At 44.3% G+C, this 17,274-nt stretch carries 14 protein-coding genes; 7 read left to right on the top strand and 7 right to left on the bottom strand.

Annotated elements, in window-relative coordinates; genetic code table 11:
- Nucleotides 1-27 precede the first annotated feature (27 nt).
- Both ACN0VI_RS04480 and ACN0VI_RS04475 read left to right on the top strand, forming a co-directional pair.
- Nucleotides 28-630 carry a malonic semialdehyde reductase gene (locus ACN0VI_RS04480; RefSeq protein ID WP_417445915.1) on the top strand — a complete coding sequence of 201 codons (603 nt, stop codon included), beginning with the start codon at nucleotides 28-30 and terminating at the stop codon, nucleotides 628-630.
- 35 nt (nucleotides 631-665) lie between these two features.
- Nucleotides 666-1,553, top strand: a complete 888-nt coding sequence (locus ACN0VI_RS04475) for a BPSS1780 family membrane protein (protein ID WP_417445914.1) — start codon at nucleotides 666-668, stop codon at nucleotides 1,551-1,553.
- Nucleotides 1,554-1,642: 89 nt separating this feature from the next.
- On the opposite strand, the gene ACN0VI_RS04470 is transcribed toward ACN0VI_RS04475, so the two are convergent.
- Nucleotides 1,643-4,051, bottom strand: coding sequence for a prolyl oligopeptidase family serine peptidase (locus ACN0VI_RS04470; RefSeq protein WP_417445913.1), 2,409 nt, complete (start codon nucleotides 4,049-4,051; stop codon nucleotides 1,643-1,645).
- 213 nt (nucleotides 4,052-4,264) lie between these two features.
- Between ACN0VI_RS04470 and ACN0VI_RS04465 the strand changes: the two genes are divergently transcribed.
- Nucleotides 4,265-5,986, top strand: coding sequence for a M28 family peptidase (locus ACN0VI_RS04465; protein WP_417445912.1), 1,722 nt, complete (start codon nucleotides 4,265-4,267; stop codon nucleotides 5,984-5,986).
- 188 nt (nucleotides 5,987-6,174) lie between these two features.
- Nucleotides 6,175-7,818, top strand: a complete 1,644-nt coding sequence (locus tag ACN0VI_RS04460; protein ID WP_417445911.1) for a diguanylate cyclase — start codon at nucleotides 6,175-6,177, stop codon at nucleotides 7,816-7,818.
- Nucleotides 7,819-7,842: 24 nt separating this feature from the next.
- Here the strand turns inward: ACN0VI_RS04460 and ACN0VI_RS04455 are convergent, their stop codons facing one another.
- The gene (locus ACN0VI_RS04455) at nucleotides 7,843-8,652 is read right to left on the bottom strand and encodes an SDR family oxidoreductase (protein WP_417445910.1); all 810 of its coding nucleotides are present in this window, start codon (nucleotides 8,650-8,652) and stop codon (nucleotides 7,843-7,845) included.
- Between the two features lie 160 nt (nucleotides 8,653-8,812).
- Here ACN0VI_RS04455 and ACN0VI_RS04450 point away from each other — a divergent pair, with 160 nt between their 5' ends.
- On the top strand, nucleotides 8,813-10,102 hold the full coding sequence (locus ACN0VI_RS04450; RefSeq protein ID WP_331889860.1) for a Glu/Leu/Phe/Val dehydrogenase: 1,290 nt from the start codon (nucleotides 8,813-8,815) through the stop codon (nucleotides 10,100-10,102).
- A 73-nt stretch (nucleotides 10,103-10,175) separates the two neighbouring features.
- Here the strand turns inward: ACN0VI_RS04450 and ACN0VI_RS04445 are convergent, their stop codons facing one another.
- Nucleotides 10,176-11,081, bottom strand: a complete 906-nt coding sequence (locus ACN0VI_RS04445; RefSeq protein ID WP_331889858.1) for a transcriptional regulator GcvA — start codon at nucleotides 11,079-11,081, stop codon at nucleotides 10,176-10,178.
- A gap of 470 nt (nucleotides 11,082-11,551) precedes the next feature.
- Between ACN0VI_RS04445 and ctlX the strand changes: the two genes are divergently transcribed.
- Nucleotides 11,552-12,502: a citrulline utilization hydrolase CtlX gene (ctlX, locus tag ACN0VI_RS04440; protein ID WP_417445909.1), complete on the top strand. Its 951-nt coding sequence runs from the start codon at nucleotides 11,552-11,554 to the stop codon at nucleotides 12,500-12,502.
- Between the two features lie 100 nt (nucleotides 12,503-12,602).
- On the opposite strand, the gene ACN0VI_RS04435 is transcribed toward ctlX, so the two are convergent.
- Both ACN0VI_RS04435 and ACN0VI_RS04430 read right to left on the bottom strand, forming a co-directional pair.
- The gene (locus tag ACN0VI_RS04435; RefSeq protein WP_417445908.1) at nucleotides 12,603-13,910 is read right to left on the bottom strand and encodes a DUF819 domain-containing protein; all 1,308 of its coding nucleotides are present in this window, start codon (nucleotides 13,908-13,910) and stop codon (nucleotides 12,603-12,605) included.
- Between the two features lie 47 nt (nucleotides 13,911-13,957).
- A complete protein-coding gene (locus ACN0VI_RS04430) occupies nucleotides 13,958-14,425 on the bottom strand; it encodes a DUF962 domain-containing protein (protein WP_417445907.1) in 468 nt (155 codons plus the stop codon).
- A 172-nt stretch (nucleotides 14,426-14,597) separates the two neighbouring features.
- Here ACN0VI_RS04430 and mscL point away from each other — a divergent pair, with 172 nt between their 5' ends.
- Nucleotides 14,598-15,005, top strand: coding sequence for a large-conductance mechanosensitive channel protein MscL (mscL, locus tag ACN0VI_RS04425; protein WP_417445906.1), 408 nt, complete (start codon nucleotides 14,598-14,600; stop codon nucleotides 15,003-15,005).
- Nucleotides 15,006-15,066: 61 nt separating this feature from the next.
- On the opposite strand, the gene ACN0VI_RS04420 is transcribed toward mscL, so the two are convergent.
- Both ACN0VI_RS04420 and ACN0VI_RS04415 read right to left on the bottom strand, forming a co-directional pair.
- Nucleotides 15,067-15,930 (bottom strand): 1-aminocyclopropane-1-carboxylate deaminase/D-cysteine desulfhydrase, encoded by an 864-nt coding sequence (locus tag ACN0VI_RS04420; RefSeq protein WP_417445905.1) that lies wholly within the window; start codon nucleotides 15,928-15,930, stop codon nucleotides 15,067-15,069.
- A gap of 139 nt (nucleotides 15,931-16,069) precedes the next feature.
- On the bottom strand, nucleotides 16,070-17,026 hold the full coding sequence (locus ACN0VI_RS04415; protein ID WP_417445904.1) for a PstS family phosphate ABC transporter substrate-binding protein: 957 nt from the start codon (nucleotides 17,024-17,026) through the stop codon (nucleotides 16,070-16,072).
- Nucleotides 17,027-17,274 lie beyond the last annotated feature (248 nt).

Here is a 17,274-nt window from a genome sequence, read left to right as displayed (position 1 = left end):
CCATACACAGTAAATCACGAGGATTTTATGTCACGAAATATTAATGAACCGCTTTCTCAAGAAGCCTTGAATACCCTTTTCTTCGACGCTCGCACTTATAACGCTTGGCAAGATAAGGATGTTTCAGACGAGTTAATACATAAACTTGATGATCTGGTTAAGATGGGACCAACCTCAGCCAACTGCTGTCCGATGCGCGTAATATACGTCAAAAGCAAAGAAGCGAAGGAAAAGTTAAAACCTTGCCTGATGGAAGGTAATCAGGAAAAAACCATGTCAGCTCCAGTCTGCGCGATTATCGGTATGGATATGGAGTTCTACGAAAAGTTACCTAAACTATTTCCACACACTGACGCTAAAAGTTGGTTCGTTGGCAAAGAGAAGTTCATCGAATCCACCGCTTTCCGCAATAGCTCTTTGCAAGGTGGCTACTTTATTATGGCAGCACGTGCGCTTGGATTAGACTGCGGCCCAATGTCTGGCTTTAACCAGAAAATGGTAAATGAAACCTTCTTTGCAGGCACCAGCATCAAAGTGAACTTTATCTGTAATATTGGCTATGGTTCAGAAAAAGATCTGTTCCCGCGCAGCCCGCGCCTGGACTTTGATGAAGCCAATAAAATCATCTAAAGACTAATATCGTCTGATAGAAACAAGGAAAAATGATGGATAATAACAACGAATTTATTCATGTTGATGAGGAGCAGTCGCCCCCGCCGTCTAATGGTCAGGCCCAGGTTGTCTCACCTGGCCGTGGCTATCACTGGGTTGAGCGCTCGCTTTCAGAAATCTTCGTACCGCACTTTGGTAAATGGTTTTTAGCTGGATTAATTTATAGCATAGTGACCACTATTGTCCCAATGATGGGCGTGGTTCTGGCCATGTTGGTATTGATATTAAATCCGCTATTTTTTGCCGGTGGCTTTATCGGTGCCAATAAAATCCAGGAAAAAAATGGTGATATAACCCCACAACAATTTTTTGAGGGGTTTGGTCACGCGCGAAAATTAGGCTTACTTATTTACTGCGTCATTTTTGCCGTTCTAGGTGGAGGCGTTGCCTACGCAATTTTCAACGCCATCGGTATAGAAGAGCTAGCCGCAATTGATTGGGCAACCCTACAAGCAGGAACGGATCCACAGGCCGTGCAAGCTGAGTTGGAAGGCTTTGCTGATTTGATCGGACCTTATGTTCTGTGGATATTCCTCAGTTTCATTGCCTTATCATTGGCCAACTGGTTTGCCCCAAACCTGATCTTGTTCCAGCAACAGAGTCCATTATCAGCACTCCTGAATAGCTTTATTGCTGGTATCAAAAACCTACTTCCAATGATTGTTTTGATATTGGTATTAATAGGTCTTGGAATCGCCGTTGGATTAATATCAATGATCATTGGAGCACTTGTTTCAGCAGTGTTGCCACCGGTTGCAGCGGATCTATTATTAAGCACATTGCTAGCCGCGGTGCTTATGCCAGTAATGGTGGGGATCGGTTATATTTCATACCGCGAAATCTATTTGGGTGATGTTAAGAAATCCAAAAATACGTTGTAGTTCTACACTGTAGGGACGAGTAGTGCTCGCTCCTCAACCACAAAAAAGGCTTCCAATCGGAAGCCTTTTTTTGTTTTATGCAGGGACACTCACTTCAGATGACGCTCGAACAGGAAGTAAATCCGTTTGTATTCATCCAACCAGCTTGATGGCTCGGTAAAGCCATGCGGCTCAATCGGGTAAATCGCGGTTTCGAAATATTCGGTCTTTTCCAATTCAATCAAACGCTGCACCAGACGAACCGTATCTTTAAAGAATACGTTGTCATCAACCATGCCGTGCGCAATCAATAATGGCTTATTCAAACCTTCCGCAAACTCAATCGGTGAGCTGCGCTCATAAGCAACCGGATCCACTTCTGGCGTATTTAAAATATTTGAAGTGTAAGGATGATTGTAATGAGCCCAGTCGGTAACCGGACGTAAGGAAGCACCAGCAGCAAACTCATCAGGCGCTGTAAACAGAGCCATGAAGGTCAGGAAACCACCATAAGAGCCTCCATAAATTCCAACCTTACTACGATCAACATTGGCATTGCTGGCCATCCAGTTTGCACCATCCTGTAAATCAATTACTTCAGGTGTGCCCATCTCGCGATAAATCGCAGTACGCCAGTCGCGACCATAATTGGCCGAGCCACGATAATCGAGATCGAGTACCACATAACCCTGCTGGTTCAAAAAGCTGTGGAACATGAACTCACGGAAGTAGTTTGACCAACCCTGATGGGCGTTCTGTAAATAACCCGCACCATGGATAAAAATCACGGCAGGATATTGTTCTGCACGTTCCGCATCAAAATCGGCCGGTTTGTATAAGCGTGCGTGGATAGGCATATCCGCTTCACGCGATGGAATTTCGATGTATTCAGGTTCGCTCCAGGCGACAGTCTTAAACTCTTCCGATACGGTATCGGTTAATTGCGCCACATCACCACCAGTCGCAGCGGTTAAATATAAATCTTTCGGCTTTAAAGCTTCGGAATGCTCGATGATGACCTTGGTACCGTCTGGAGACAATACATAGTCATTTAAACCACCCATATCTGTTACCGCCTGTGAATCACCGCCACCCACAGCAACACGATACACTTCAAAAATTCCTGGATGCTTTTTATTGGCGCGAAAGTAGAAGAACTTTTTATCGGGCGACAAAGTAATCGAGTCCACCACATAACGACCTTTGGTCAGTGCATCGTCACCACGGGTTAGTAACTTGGTGTAAAGATGGCTAAAGCCAGTTTCTTCTGAAGTGTAGTAAATGGTTTTATTATCAACCCAACCAAAATCATTAAAATTCCAGTCATTAACCCATGCCTCATCACGTATGTGATGCTGATTCGCTAACTCTTTATCGTCAAAATCTATGCTGGCAATCCAGCGGTCTTTGTTATCCGCTGAATACAACATCAACAAAGCATTACTACCATCTGGCGACCATTGAATACCACGATTTGGAGTCCAGTCAAACAAAGAAACACTACGAATACCTTTATGTGCTTCATATTCTTTATCCAACTTTCGTGCCGTATCGCGTTTAATATCTGCTAATGGATCATCTTCAATATAAGGCAGATCTTCATAACTTAATTCAGATTTTTGGCGAGTGTTGAGATCCAGCAAATAAAGCGTTTCATGGCGCGGTTCAGAAGTACCGACTAGCGCTCTAACTTCATCATTCTTGACGTAACCATCTTCAGTCACAAAACGCGGCATGTTATCTGCTTTGCCATTGTCTTCAGACTTGTCGTAAGTACCGACAATCACATAGCGACCATTAGGCGACAGGCTTAAAGTATGAATCTCTTTTTTCTTACCCAAAAACCAAGGCTCGGGAGCTCCTCGCTCAGAGCTTTCAGCAATCTGTTGCTTACGTTTTTTATCGTGCTCGCGTTGTTCCTGTTGCTGACGGATATAATCAAAGTACCGAGTTTGCTGCTCTTCCAGATAACCTTTATCTTCATCTTTGTCTGGGTCATCTTCTAATCGAACATCCACTATATGACTGATCAAGCCATCATTCAGATTAATGCTATAGAAACTGTTGTCCTCACGAAAAGCCACTTGCTGATTACCAATAAACATTGGCTGGCCTTCATTGGCCAAAGTTTTAGTCAGCTGGCGAACCTCACCCGACTCAAGATAGCGAACGTATAAATCGCCGTTCAGATTATAGGCTTTTAAGGTTTTATTCGGGCTTAAAACGCCATTATTGCCATCTCGCTCAAGCAACTCTTTGTCGCTTAGCTTTTGTGCTTGCTTAGTGGCAAGATCTAATTGGTACCATGCTTTTTCCTTATTACCGGCAATTTTCTGTTGGTAATAGATGCTCTGGCCATCAGCGTGCCAATAGACATTTTCGGGCGCATTGCCTATCCAGTCCGGATCGGACATGACTTTATTTAACGTTAGGGGTTCTGCCTGAAGACTGGCAGATAGTAATAGTGCACAACCCAGCACTGACTTCAGAAGCCTATGGGTTATCTGTTGTTTTTTCATGGATGAGACTCTCTACTCTACAAAACAAGTGCAACTAGCTTACCGAGACGAGCCCGCCAGTCAAGTCCTGCGATGTAAAGGAAAGTTACCCAGGCCTCTCTTTAACTCACCTTCAATGGCTACAAAAGGCTCGAAGTTGAGTTAATCCCTCGGCATGGGTAATATGATGTCCACTCGTAACCTTAATAACAGCTCAAAGAGTAGGACCAGATGATGAAAAAATCCCTAATAACTCTATCTTTAGCTGCTTTGTTTCTGACCGCTTGCGATGACAAGCAACAGGAATCAGCGCAACCCGCTTCTGACAAAGCAGAAACAGAAGTAGCAACAAAGCCGGCTCAACCGCAAGCAAGTGGCAAGCCACAAAATAGCTTCTTAACCGCCTATGACAATATCGATCTGGCGCAATTTAAAGAACGCGTCAAAACCATGTCCACTGACGATTTCCAAGGTCGTAGTCCAGCGACTGACGGTGGCCGTAAAACAGTCGAGTTTCTGACCAGTGAGTTTAAAAAGCTGGGATTAGAGCCAGGCAACGGTGACAGCTATCTACAGCAAGTGCCATTAACCAGCATCGAAGCCGATGCCAATATGGAACTTCAACTGGGTGACAACACCTTGAAATTCCCGGAAGACTTCGTTGCTAACAGCAGCAAACTGGTCGACACCATCAGCCTGGATAAGTCTGAGTTGGTATTTGTTGGCTTTGGTACGGTCGCTCCGGAATATAACTGGAATGACTATGAAGGCCTTGATATGGAAGGTAAAACGGCTGTCATTCTGGTCAATGACCCAGGCTACCACACTCAGGATCCTGAACTATTCCAAGGTAAAGCCATGACCTATTATGGTCGCTGGACTTATAAATACGAAGAAGCCGCTCGTCAGGGTGCCGCCGCTGCAATCGTCATTCACGACACAGCTCCTGCATCCTATGGCTGGAACGTGGTTTCAAACAGCTGGTCTGGCCCACAGTATCATCTTGCTGAAGCAGGCGATGACCCTAAGCTTGATGTGGAAATGTGGATTACCTATGACCAGGCGCAAAATCTATTCAGCCAGGCAGGCTTGGATTTAAATGAACTGCAAGAAGCTGCCCTGAAACCTGATTTCAAAGCAGTGCCGATCGATGCAACCGCATCGGTAACCGTTAGAAATACCATTGAAAAGTCACAATCGCCTAACGTGATCGCTACCATTCCGGGCAAAACCAAGCCGGATGAGCATGTGGTTTATATGGCGCACTGGGATCACCTGGGTATGAATCCGCACCTTGAAGGCGACCAAATCTTCAATGGTGCAGTGGATAACGCCACCGGTACCGCCGGCATCATCAGCATTGCTCAAGCTTTCAAAGCACTTCCAGAGCAACCGGAGCGTAGCGTCACCTTTATTGCCGTTACCGCTGAAGAGCAAGGCTTACTCGGTTCAAAATATTACGCAGCTAATCCAACTGTGCCGATGAACAAAATTGTTGGCGCTTTCAACATTGATAGCATGAACATCAGTGGCCGCGTTACCGACCTGACCGTTGTTGGCTTCGGTAAATCAGAAATGGAAACTTATGTTTCTCAAGCAGCCGAGCGCCAAGGACGTGAGCTAGTGCCAGAAGCCAGCCCAGAGCGTGGTGGTTATTACCGCTCTGATCACTTCAGTCTGGCTAAATTAGGTGTTCCAGCAATCTATGCCGGCGGTGGTACAGAATACCGTGAAGGGCAGGACATGGAACTGATCGAACAACACAACAAAAAGCGTGGCGAATGCTACCACCAGGTGTGCGATGAGTACCAGGAAAACTGGGCTTGGGAGGCAGCTTTAGATGACGTCAAAGTTTTCTTTGAAGCAGGCTATCTTCTAAGCAACAGTGGCGATTATCCAAACTGGTATGAAGGCACTGAATTTAAAGCCATTCGCGATGAAAGCATGGCTAAATAATCAAGCCGTTCAAACATCAAAAAAGCCCAGACATGCTCTGGGCTTTTTTGTTCGATTCATAACTAACCACTACCACCCAACAAATAAGCTGGTATAGTAGACCTATAGAATAAAAAACATATAGCAATAAGCAACCCAGTTTTAGTCGAAGGAATTGATGGTATTAGCTCAATGAGGAGGGGCTTTTGTTGCGGTTTATTTTTCTATTGTTGTTTTCATGTTCACTGAGTGCTGCCAAGGAGTTTTCGGTTGAACAACTGCCTGCCGACCTTGACGGCGATTGGCAGGTATGTCGCTATACCACGCCAGAAAATAATCGCTACGACTGTAGCTCTGTCAGTGTCCCCGGTCCTATTGAACAAACATTCCCAGAGTTTGATGGTTTAGCATTTTATCGAGCCACTTTTACCATTTCTGATAAATTTCAGCATCTACCTTTAGCCATTTACATTCGACAGATTCGTGATGCTGACAAACTCTTTATTAATGGCCACCTGATCGGTCAAACGGGACAGTTCGCACCTAAGTTTGAAAAGGCAACTCTTTACCAGCGACTGTACCCCATCCCCTCGAATATTCTCAACTATGAACAGAGCAATGAGCTGATCATTAAAGTCTATAACCATGCCCGTCCGGGTGGTATCAGTGTCAGCGCACCCATAATCGATAGCGTACACAATATCTATCAGATTACGGCAACCCAAGAAGCTTTACTGATGATTTTCATCGGTATGATTCTTTTGATCGCCGCGGTACAAATTTTTTATTACCTGGCACAGCCTGAGCATCGCGAGAATTTGCTGTTTGCGGTACTCTGTATTTTTGAGTCCCTTTACTTATTAACTTACTCACAATCAGTACTCGACTCTGGCATAAATTTAACTAGCATTTTCCGTATCAATATTCTGCTATTTTCGATACTGACCGTGAATTTCTTTTTATTCGTTTCTTACTTTTTTAAACAATCAATTCCTTGGCTCATAAAAGGCGTGCTGGCTTTAACACTTCTGATGGGGATTGTCAGCGTGACAGTTTTACCGATTGACTGGATTTATCATATCCTGCTGGCAATCCAGTTGATGAGTGTGCTGATCCTTGTGCCTTTTTATTTTTATATTTTCTATCAAGCTAATCGCCAAAAAATGCCCTACGCCAGCTTGATGAGCCAGGTGTTAGCGCTTTATATCATTACCGCGGTTATCGACTTTGCTATCGATCAACAATTATTGCCACTATTTGTTAGCGGTATTGCCGGACTACTATCACCGATATTTTTAATCATCGTTTTTATCGCCATCACCTTTATTTTAATCCATAAGCATTGGCTCTATTACCGGCACGCAACCTATGACTATTTAACCAATTGCCTGAGACGGTCTTCTTTCGAACAACGATTAGCAGAAGAAATTCATCGCATCCATCGCACAGGCCAATCGCTTGTAGTGGCTTTGGTTGATATTGATAACTTTAAACAAATCAATGATGAGTTTAACCATCTAGTCGGTGATCTGGTCCTGCAGGAAGTCGTTAATCGAACTCGCGCTTCTTTACGTGACTTTGATTTATTAGGGCGTTATGGCGGTGATGAGTTTATTGTGGCAGCTGAGGTTTCTGATAAAAAGAATGCAACGCAGTTACTCAAAAGAATTCATAAATCAATTGTCGAAAATCCTGTTATTACCAAAGACGGACAAGCAATTGAAATTAGCATCACGATTGGAGCTTTTGTTGCTGAGGTATCGGACATGGTGACTGCTTTGCAAATGATTGAACAAGCGGATCAGATCCTGGTCAACGGCAAAGTTAATCAAAAAGGCCATATCCACATCTGACTATGGCCGAACGACCGAACTCGTTTAAGTGACTTTCGCTGTTCTCACAATTCGTGCAAACAACCTCGGGAAGAAACGCTTGAGGTAAATACCATAGGTTTCTTTGCCGCCGACGTAAGCTTCTGCCCTCCCTTTCTGCCAGGCTTTTAAAATTTTCTCGGCGCATACTTCAGGGCTCATACCATGAGCCTGCGCATCGTCCATTTTGTTCTGCTCAGAACCGTCTGCCAATAGCGCTTTGTAGGTTAAGTTGGTCTTGATGAAACCGGGATATATCGTCGTGAACTGTACCCCTTGCCCATGTGGCTCAGCACGTAGACTGTCCATGTAAGCCGTAATTGCATGTTTGGATGCAGCGTAAGCCGAACGTTGTGGCGTGGTGAACTTACCCACCAGCGAGCTTACCGTGATCACCCCACCCTGCTGTCTCTCTAACAGATGAGGTAACAAGCACTGTGTAAGCTGTACCGTACCAAAATAATTAATCTCCATTAATTGACGGTGAACCGCCAGCTTAGTTTCCAGCACCTTTGAACGCTGACTCAAGCCAGCATTATTAATCAAGATATCGATCGGGCCGTATTCATTGATCACCTGCTCGACTAAAGATTTAAATCGATCACTATGTGCCAAATCAAGCTCAACGCAGTGATGCCGCTCAGAATGCTCGCAATTGACTTTGACCCGCTCCAGTTCATCCAGTCGGCGTGCCGATAAAATAACACGCGCCCCCTTTTTAGCGAGCGTATAAGCAAGTCCTTCTCCTATCCCTGAAGAGGCCCCGGTTACCCATACCGTCTTATGCTGGAATGCGGAATGATTGTGGTTGCTCATAAGTGCCCCTATTGAGAGTTTATGCTTCTTTATAACCAAAAATGATAGCTCCGACCACTCCTGATTTTTACGAATCGAATTTCACATCACTTTTCTGACGTGCTATAACCTCCAGACTTACGGAATTCAACTCTAGATTACTACCAACATAGGATTTTCAATGTCTGATCAAGTCTATCAAGATGCGATTACTCGTGTCCGTCGTATCGGTGAAAGTGCCGGTGTCAATCATGAGGTTATCGAAGCCTTAATGCACCCTATGCGCACCATGGTTGCTTCTCTACCTGTCCGTATGGACAACGGCTCCACGCAATATTTCACCGCTTACCGTTGCCGTTATAATAATGCGCTCGGCCCTACCAAGGGCGGCATCCGCTATCACCCCGATGTCAATCTGGAAGAAGTTCAAGCGTTGGCTTTGTGGATGACCATCAAGTGTGCAGTGGTTGGCTTGCCTTATGGTGGCGGCAAAGGCGGTATTACTGTTGACCCGAAACAGCTATCACGTATGGAACTTGAGCGCCTGTCGCGTTCTTATGTTCGCCAAATGGCAGATGTGATTAGTCCAGACCGCGATATTCCTGCTCCAGACGTCTATACCAATGAGCGTATTATGGGTTGGATGATGGATGAGTACGAATACATCACCCGCAAAAAAGCACCAGGCGTGATTACCGGCAAACCCTTAAGCCTGGGCGGAAGTGTCGGTCGCGATGATGCGACTGGTCGCGGCGCTTATCTGTGCATTTTAGAGCTTGAGAAAAAACATAACTGGAAGCCTGAAGAGATTACGGTTGCGGTGCAAGGTTTTGGCAACGGCGGTTATCACGCTGCACGCCTGTTGCACGAACGCGGCTACAAAATTGTCGCCATCAGCGACTCAAAAGGTGGAATCTATTCCAGCAATGGTTTTGACGTACCTAGTATCTACAAAGAAAAGCAAGCAACCAGACAAGTTAAAGCGGTTTACTGTACCCACTCCGTTTGTGAGCAGGTCGAGCATACAGCCATCACTAATGAAGAATTGCTAGAGCTTGATGTGAATATTTTAATCCCAGCAGCACTGGATGGTGTTATCGGCGGACATAATATCGACAACATCAAAGCAAAATATATTGTGGAAGTTGCCAATGGGCCTGTCATAAGTGATGTGGACGACAAATTGCATGACAAAGGCATCCATGTCATTCCGGACGTACTAGCCAATGCCGGGGGTGTCACCGTATCCTACTTTGAGTGGGTACAAAACCGTTCAGGCTATGCCTGGGATCTGGCAACAGTCCATGAACGACTCGAAAAGATCATGTCAGAAAGCTTCAACCGCATCTGGGATCTAGCGCAAGACGAAGGCCGTAGCATGAGAAACGCTGCTTACACCCACGCCATGCGCAAAATCGGGGAAGCCATCGAAGCCCACGGCACTCAGGATTACTTTACGGTAAGAGACTAAGAGTAACCTGGTAGGATAAAAAAAGCCCCGGCAAAATGCCGGGGCTTTTTCATTTGGGCAACATATATTGAGATTAAAAAATCACATCGTCATCCATATCTTCATTTACTTTCGAGAGTAACCACTCCCGGAAAGCAACGACTTTAGGACGATCATAGGAATTCTCAGGACATACCAGATCATAAGAATGACCACTATCCACAACGATATCAAAAGGTGCGATAAGGCGGCCTGTTTCGATATCCATTTGCGATAAGACGCTATGGCCCATGGCGATACCCTGACCGTGACGTGCGGCCTGAAGTACCATACCAGAGTGGCTGAACACTGGACCATGATCCAGATTCACTCCAGTCACTTCGGCACTTTTTAGCCAGGTGCGCCATTCTTCAGTGGTCGCATCATGCAATAAAGTAACGTTCTTTAAATCTTCTGGAGTCTTTAAATTCTTCTTATGCGGGAAGTCTGGCGAACACACTGGCGTTAAGTGTTCTTCAAATAGGACATCACAGCATAGGCCGTCATACTCACCTTTACCGTAATAAATGGCAATATCAATGTCTTCTCGCACAAAATCAACTTCCACATCAGATGCCTTAATACGAACTTCTATCTCAGGATGAAGCTCGCCAAACTCTGCTAATCGAGGGATTAACCACAAAGTGGCAAAGGTTGGAATGACACAAACCGTCAAGGATCCGGTCGCACCTTGAGCTTTAACCTGTTCAGTAGCATTAACCAGCTTCTCGAAAATATCTCGAATCTTCGGCCAATAGAGCTGGCCTTCATCAGTCAGAAGCAACTTACGATTTCTGCGGATAAACAATTGCACACCCAAAAAGTCCTCTAAGGCCTTGATTTGGTGGCTAATTGCTGCCTGAGTCACAAATAATTCTTCTGCGGCTTTTGTAAAACTCAAGTGTCGCGCAGCCGCTTCAAAAGCTCGCAAACTGTTGAGCGGTGGTAAACGTCTAGACATCGCCTCTCCTTGCATTAGTTTTTTTTATATAAAGCATAAAAATATATCGTTTGAACCTGGTCTAACAAGTGGTTAATATTTGACCTGTCTCAAGGAGCTACTTCAGAAAACCTTTATTTTTAAAGGATTCTGCAAAGTCAAATATGCATCGAATGCGACTATTTTGACAAACCTTAGTAGCTCAAGGCAAACACTTTGTAAAATTTTTTTAATGCATTTTGTAAAATTTTGTGAAGACAGTTTTTGACTTAGCATTGTTTAAGTCCACAGGGGAGGAACTCCTGTAAGTTGGTAACTTGGTTTTAGTTTCATTGACTGACTCCTTTGTTTAGCGAGCGAGCATTAATATATATACCTACCCCCATTTGGTCCTTATGTTTCGCAGATTGCTAATAAATGGCTTGCACCTTGCAAGCCTTTTTTTTATCTTGCTGCTTTGCTAACACACCACCCAAAAGAACCCGTTGCTCATGACCACCAAACGAACCCACACTACCAGCTCTGTCATCATGGTACCGCCGACTGATTTTGCCTTTAACGAGCAAACCGGCGCCGATAACGAATTTCAAAATAAGCCACAACAACCAAACGAACACCTTCGTGAAGATGCTCTGTGCGAATTCAATGAAATGGTAAACCTGTTACGTGACGAGCATATTGAGGTTTTATTACTAAATAAACATGCTCAAAGTCACCAAGAGTTGCCTGACCTGCCTGATGCGGTGTTCCCCAATAACTGGTTCTCAACCTCAAATAGCGGCACATTAACACTCTACCCCATGAAGACGCCCAATCGTCGCGCTGAAGTCCGCCCTGACGAGCTGACCCTTTTGCTTAATCGTAACGGTTATCAAGTTAACAAAACGGAACATGTCGACAAAAATCATCAACAAATACTGGAAGGCACAGGCTGCATTATCTTCGACCACAGTCATCAGATCGCCTACGCTGCCATCTCAGAGCGTTGCAATAAAGCGCTGTTCGAAGACTTCTGCCAACTACGAGGCTATACCCCAATCAGCTTTAACAGCCAAAGCAGTAGTGGCAAACCTTTTTATCACACCAATGTGATGATGAGTGTTGGAGAGCATTTTGTGGTGATTTGCCTGGACTCAATAGCTGATGAAGAGCAGAAACAACTGCTACTGGACACCTTTGCAAAGACTAAAAAAGAAGTCATCGACATCAGCTTTGAGCAAACTGAAAAGAGTTTTTGCGGCAACATATTGCAACTCCACAACAGCAAAGGCGACAAGATTATTGTCATGTCAGACAATGCTTATCGAGGTTTCACTAAAGAACAGAAAGCCAAACTTGAAAAGCATGGCAAACTATTGCCCTGCCCGATCCCAACCATCGAACGAGTTGGCGGCGGCGGCACCCGCTGCATGCTGGCAGAGAATTTTTTGCCGAAATCGTAAGTCATTTCGATTACCTCAATAACTTTTTTTTCCGCCCTACAAAAAAGCCCCTCACTTGGAGGGGCTCTCTCGATCAAAAGTAGTTTCAAGCTAAAGTATATTAGCCTCCAACCACCGCTTTCATCATAATCGCGGTTGCAATCGCACCTACAGAACCGACTGCATAGCCGAGAATCGCTAGCAATACACCAACAGGTGCTAATGATGGGTGGAAGGCTGCTGCCACCACTGGTGCAGATGCTGCACCACCAATATTCGCTTTACTGCCGACGGCGATAAAGAAATATGGCGCTTTAATCAGCTTAGCCACCACAAACAGAATAATGATGTGGATCATCATCCAGACCAGACCAATGAAGAACACCTGATAATGTTCGAAGATCTTGGTCAAATCCATCTTCATACCAATACTGGCTACCAGAATATAGATAAAGACAGTACCAATCTTGGTTGAACCAACGTGTTCAATTTTACGCATTCTGGTTTGCGACAGAATCAGCGCCATTGCTGTACTAACAATAATGATCCAGAAGAAAGCGCTGCCAAAACCAATATTGTCGAATACAGTGTAGGCTGTGCTACCCTTTTCCACGGAACCTAAAATCCAGGTAGGAAAGTAAATACTGGCCAAGTGAGCGACGCCGACAACCGCAAAAGCAAGACCAAGAATCATTTTATAATCTTCAAAGCTGGCGATACGCTCATTTTCTCGTGTGTATTTCTCAACCGTAACTTTAAGCTCTTCAATGCTGGAGTTATCAGCCTTCATCCACTTATCAATTGAGTCTGATTTTTTGATCATGAACAACAAGGCAACCATCCAGATTTCAGCGACCAATACGTCCATTACAGCCATAGTACCAAATAAAGTATCGCTCACTTCATACAACACCTGCATTGAGGCCTGATTTGCGCCACCGCCAATCCAACTGCCGGCAACTGTGGCTAATCCCGCCCAGATCTCCTCACCTTTTGGCACCACCTGATCAGTAATACCTACCCATTCAGGAGCGATAAAGGCAAATAATAACACCGCCAAAGGACCACCAATAATGACACCGACAGTACCGGCGAAGAACATCGCCACAGCTCGCCAGCCAAGGCCTATAATCTTTTTAAAATCAATGCTTAAGGTAAGGAGGAATAAACTGGCAGGTAGTAGATAGCGAGAAGCGATATAGTAAATATTGTCTGCGCTGGACTTCTCAAAAAAGCCCAAAGTATTCAAGGCACCCGGTATGAAATAACATAACAATAATGCCGGAATGTGTTTATAAAATTTGTGCCAGAAGCCTTGTCCACGGCTGGAGGTATAAAAAATTAACCCCAAAACCGCCATTATTAAACCAAACGTCACAGCGTCTGATTGAATAAGAGCTACTTTCTCAGTAGTTTCTGTTACTGCCATTATAATATCCCCAAACTTTAAATTGGTTAAAAATCAAACAATATTAATTAACGTAGCCAGCCAGTTTGACGCAAGAAATAATTCATTTCCCAAGCAGGGCCGACTAACAAAAAGAGTAAGTCTTTAAAAAATGAAGGTTTTTTACCTTCGATATGATGACCGATGAACTGACCAATCCAGGCTATGATAAAGACAACTAAAGCGATTTGCCACAAGGGTATCGATACCACGCTTTCCAGCCAATGGGTAAACCACAGCATCAAGATCGAAACCAGCAACATGCCGCTAAAAATTTTCCAACCGAAACTGATATAGAACAATTGCGCCACAGCGACAAAAATCACCGACCAATTGAGCAGCGGATGGACCTGCATCACGTCAGGCACAGGAATTACCCACAGGAACGCCAGAACTGTCCACATAATGGTTGGCACGCAGATCCAGTGCAATAATTTGTTGGTTGGATTACGATGGCTTTCGCTATATTCCGCAATCCATTCTTGTCCACTACGCATAGCCCACCCCGTTCATTGACTGACGAATTTGCCCGATAATAGCATACAAAGTAGGCGATTCGAGCAAAGATTAATTCCCAGATTCCAGAAGTTGTGCTATTACCATTACTGTAACTCATTGAGTTACCGGGAATTAAAGAATAATCCTACGAATGAAAGGGGAAACATACTTATGAAAATGATCAATGAATTCAAAAAATTTGCCATGAAAGGCAATGTGGTCGATATGGCTGTCGGTATTATCATCGGTGTAGCATTCGGCAAAATCGTCAGCTCCTTCGTCAACGACGTGTTAATGCCACCACTTGGAGTTCTGTTAGGCGGAATGGACTTTACATCTTTGGCTTACACCTTAAAAGAAGCGGTCGGTGAAAAAGCCGCAGTAACCATCAACTATGGTAACTTTATCCAGTCCACAATAGACTTCATTATCGTCGCTTTCGCCATTTTCATGATGATCAAAGCCATGAATCGCTTATCAAGAAAAGAAGAAGCAAAGCCAGCAGCGCCGCCTAAACCGACAGTGGAGCAGGAATTACTTACTGAGATTCGTGATTTATTGAAAAAGGATCAGGTTTAGGATTTTCTTATCACGTTAGAAAAATACCGAATGGTAGGGGCTGCCCCTACCAAAACCGAAACTACCGCATTCCCTGCAAGCCGCCGGTATGGATCATTAAAACCTTACTACCCTGATTAATCCTCCCCTGAGCCACAGCACTTTTAACCGCAAGTAAGCACTTACCGTTATAAACCTTATCCAGCCGCACATCATTATGATGATGGAACTCTTCCACCAATGAGTCTAGTTCTGAGTTCGATTTGGCGAAGCCACCGCAATGGTGCTCACAGTCAATACGCCAATTGCTCTGCGGCTTCAAAAAAGGCTCCAGCTGAGCATGCAGATACTCAGCCCCAGAAAAAGAAGCAACCCCTGTTACCAAACTTTCAGGGCAAGCTTTAGCCAGCCCCACTAAAGTTGCCCCAGAACCTGTTCCGACAAAAATATGGTCATACTCTTGCTCAAGTTCCCGGCCAATTTCTTCAGCCCCTTTAATCGCTAACTCACTAAAACCGCCTTCACTGATCCAATAACTTTGCGGAAATTGTTCAGCAAAATGATTCCACTGAAAACTATGTCGCAGCTGCGCATAATCCACTCGGCTGGTAAAGATCAAATCCATACCCCATTGGCGACAATCTTCCAGGGTTGGCGTTAATCGTTGCCCTTCGTGAGCTCGCACAAAAGCTGCTGTATTAAAACCCAGTTCTTTTCCAGCATAAGCCAGCGCATGCAAATGATTCGACCAATTGCCTCCCATTGAGACTAATGTTTTGCAATCTTTAGCCTGCGCATCCATCAAAAGGTATTTTAATTTTCGCCATTTATTACCTGACACAACCGGATGGATCAAATCATCGCGTTTAATCTCTAGATCAATATTATTTTGGGCTAAAAAAGGCATTTGTACTTTATGACAAACTGAAGGGTTAGTGTTTAACACATCAAAATCCATGTTGGGTTTATTATCACTATAACATCACCAAACAATATGACTAAACTCAGTTGGAATGTTACAGAACAAAAAAACCGGCTCAATTGAGCCGGCTAAAATTGTTACTTACTACAGGGTTGTAACTTTATTACTTAATCAATTTTTGCAATTCTCTTTCAGCAACACTGGCTGGCAATGGTATGTAGCCGTCTTTTACTACGACTTCCTGCCCCACTTTAGAAAGTACCATTTTCATGAACTCTAATTCAATTGGCGAAAGTGGCTTGTTAGGGTGCTTGTTTACGTAAACAACTAACTGACGACCTAGCGGGTATTTGCCAGAAATCGCGTTTTCAGCGTTAGCTTCGTAATACTCATCGCCCGCTTTCTTCGCTAATGGCACTGCTTTAACACTTGATGTGCGGTAGCCGTAACCGGAATAACCGATAGCGTTTTTAGAAAGACCTACCGACTGAACAACGGATGCAGAACCGGGTTGCTCGTTGACGCTGTTCTTGAAGTCACCTTTACACAATGCGTGTTTTTTGAAGTAGCCGTAAGTTCCCGATACTGAGTTACGACCATAGATTTGCATATCACCAAGCTCAGCCAAACCTAAACCTGACCAGTTAGAAATATCGTCACCACCACATTTACGAGTTGAAGAGAAGATGCCATCAACTTCAGCAATGGTCATTCCTTCAATTGGGTTATCTTTGTGTACATAAACCGCTAAAGCATCAATCGCTACCGCGATAGCTGTTGGCTTATAGCCATGCTTCTTTTCGAAAGACTCCAATTCCTTGTCTTTCATCAAACGGCTCATAGGACCAATGTTTGAGGTACCTTCAGTCAATGCTGGTGGCGCTGTAGAAGAGCCCGCCGCTTGAATCTGAATGTTGACGTTAGGATATTGACGTTTGAACTCTTCCGCCCAGAGGGTCATAAGATTAGCCAAGGTATCGGAACCCACACTGGAAAGGTTGCCCGAAACACCGCTGGTTTTTTCATACACAGGAAGCTTTTCATCAACTTTAGCTTGCGCCACGCCAGCAGAGAATGCTGAAACTGCAGCTACTAAAGCAACTTTCTTAAATAAATTCATATCATTTCTCCAACTTAACTATTATTGGGTATCAGTCACTAAGGGGGCTTTTGATACCATTCATTAACTAACGCTGGTCATTATGCTGAGGTTTTATTAAAGGGATATGACTTAAATATGACGCTTTAATGACATTTACCGGCAGCTTATCGTCTTAATATGAATACCGACAGCACTACCCTCTGCATTCCTTAAAACTCACCCTTCAGCGATTATTGGCTATATTAAACAGGAGATATGTCATTTTG

Source organism: Kangiella sp. (assembly GCF_048265365.1).
GTDB lineage: Bacteria > Pseudomonadota > Gammaproteobacteria > Enterobacterales > Kangiellaceae > Kangiella.
Note: the sequence above shows the minus strand (reverse complement) of the source record. Positions and strands in the feature narration are given on the sequence as shown.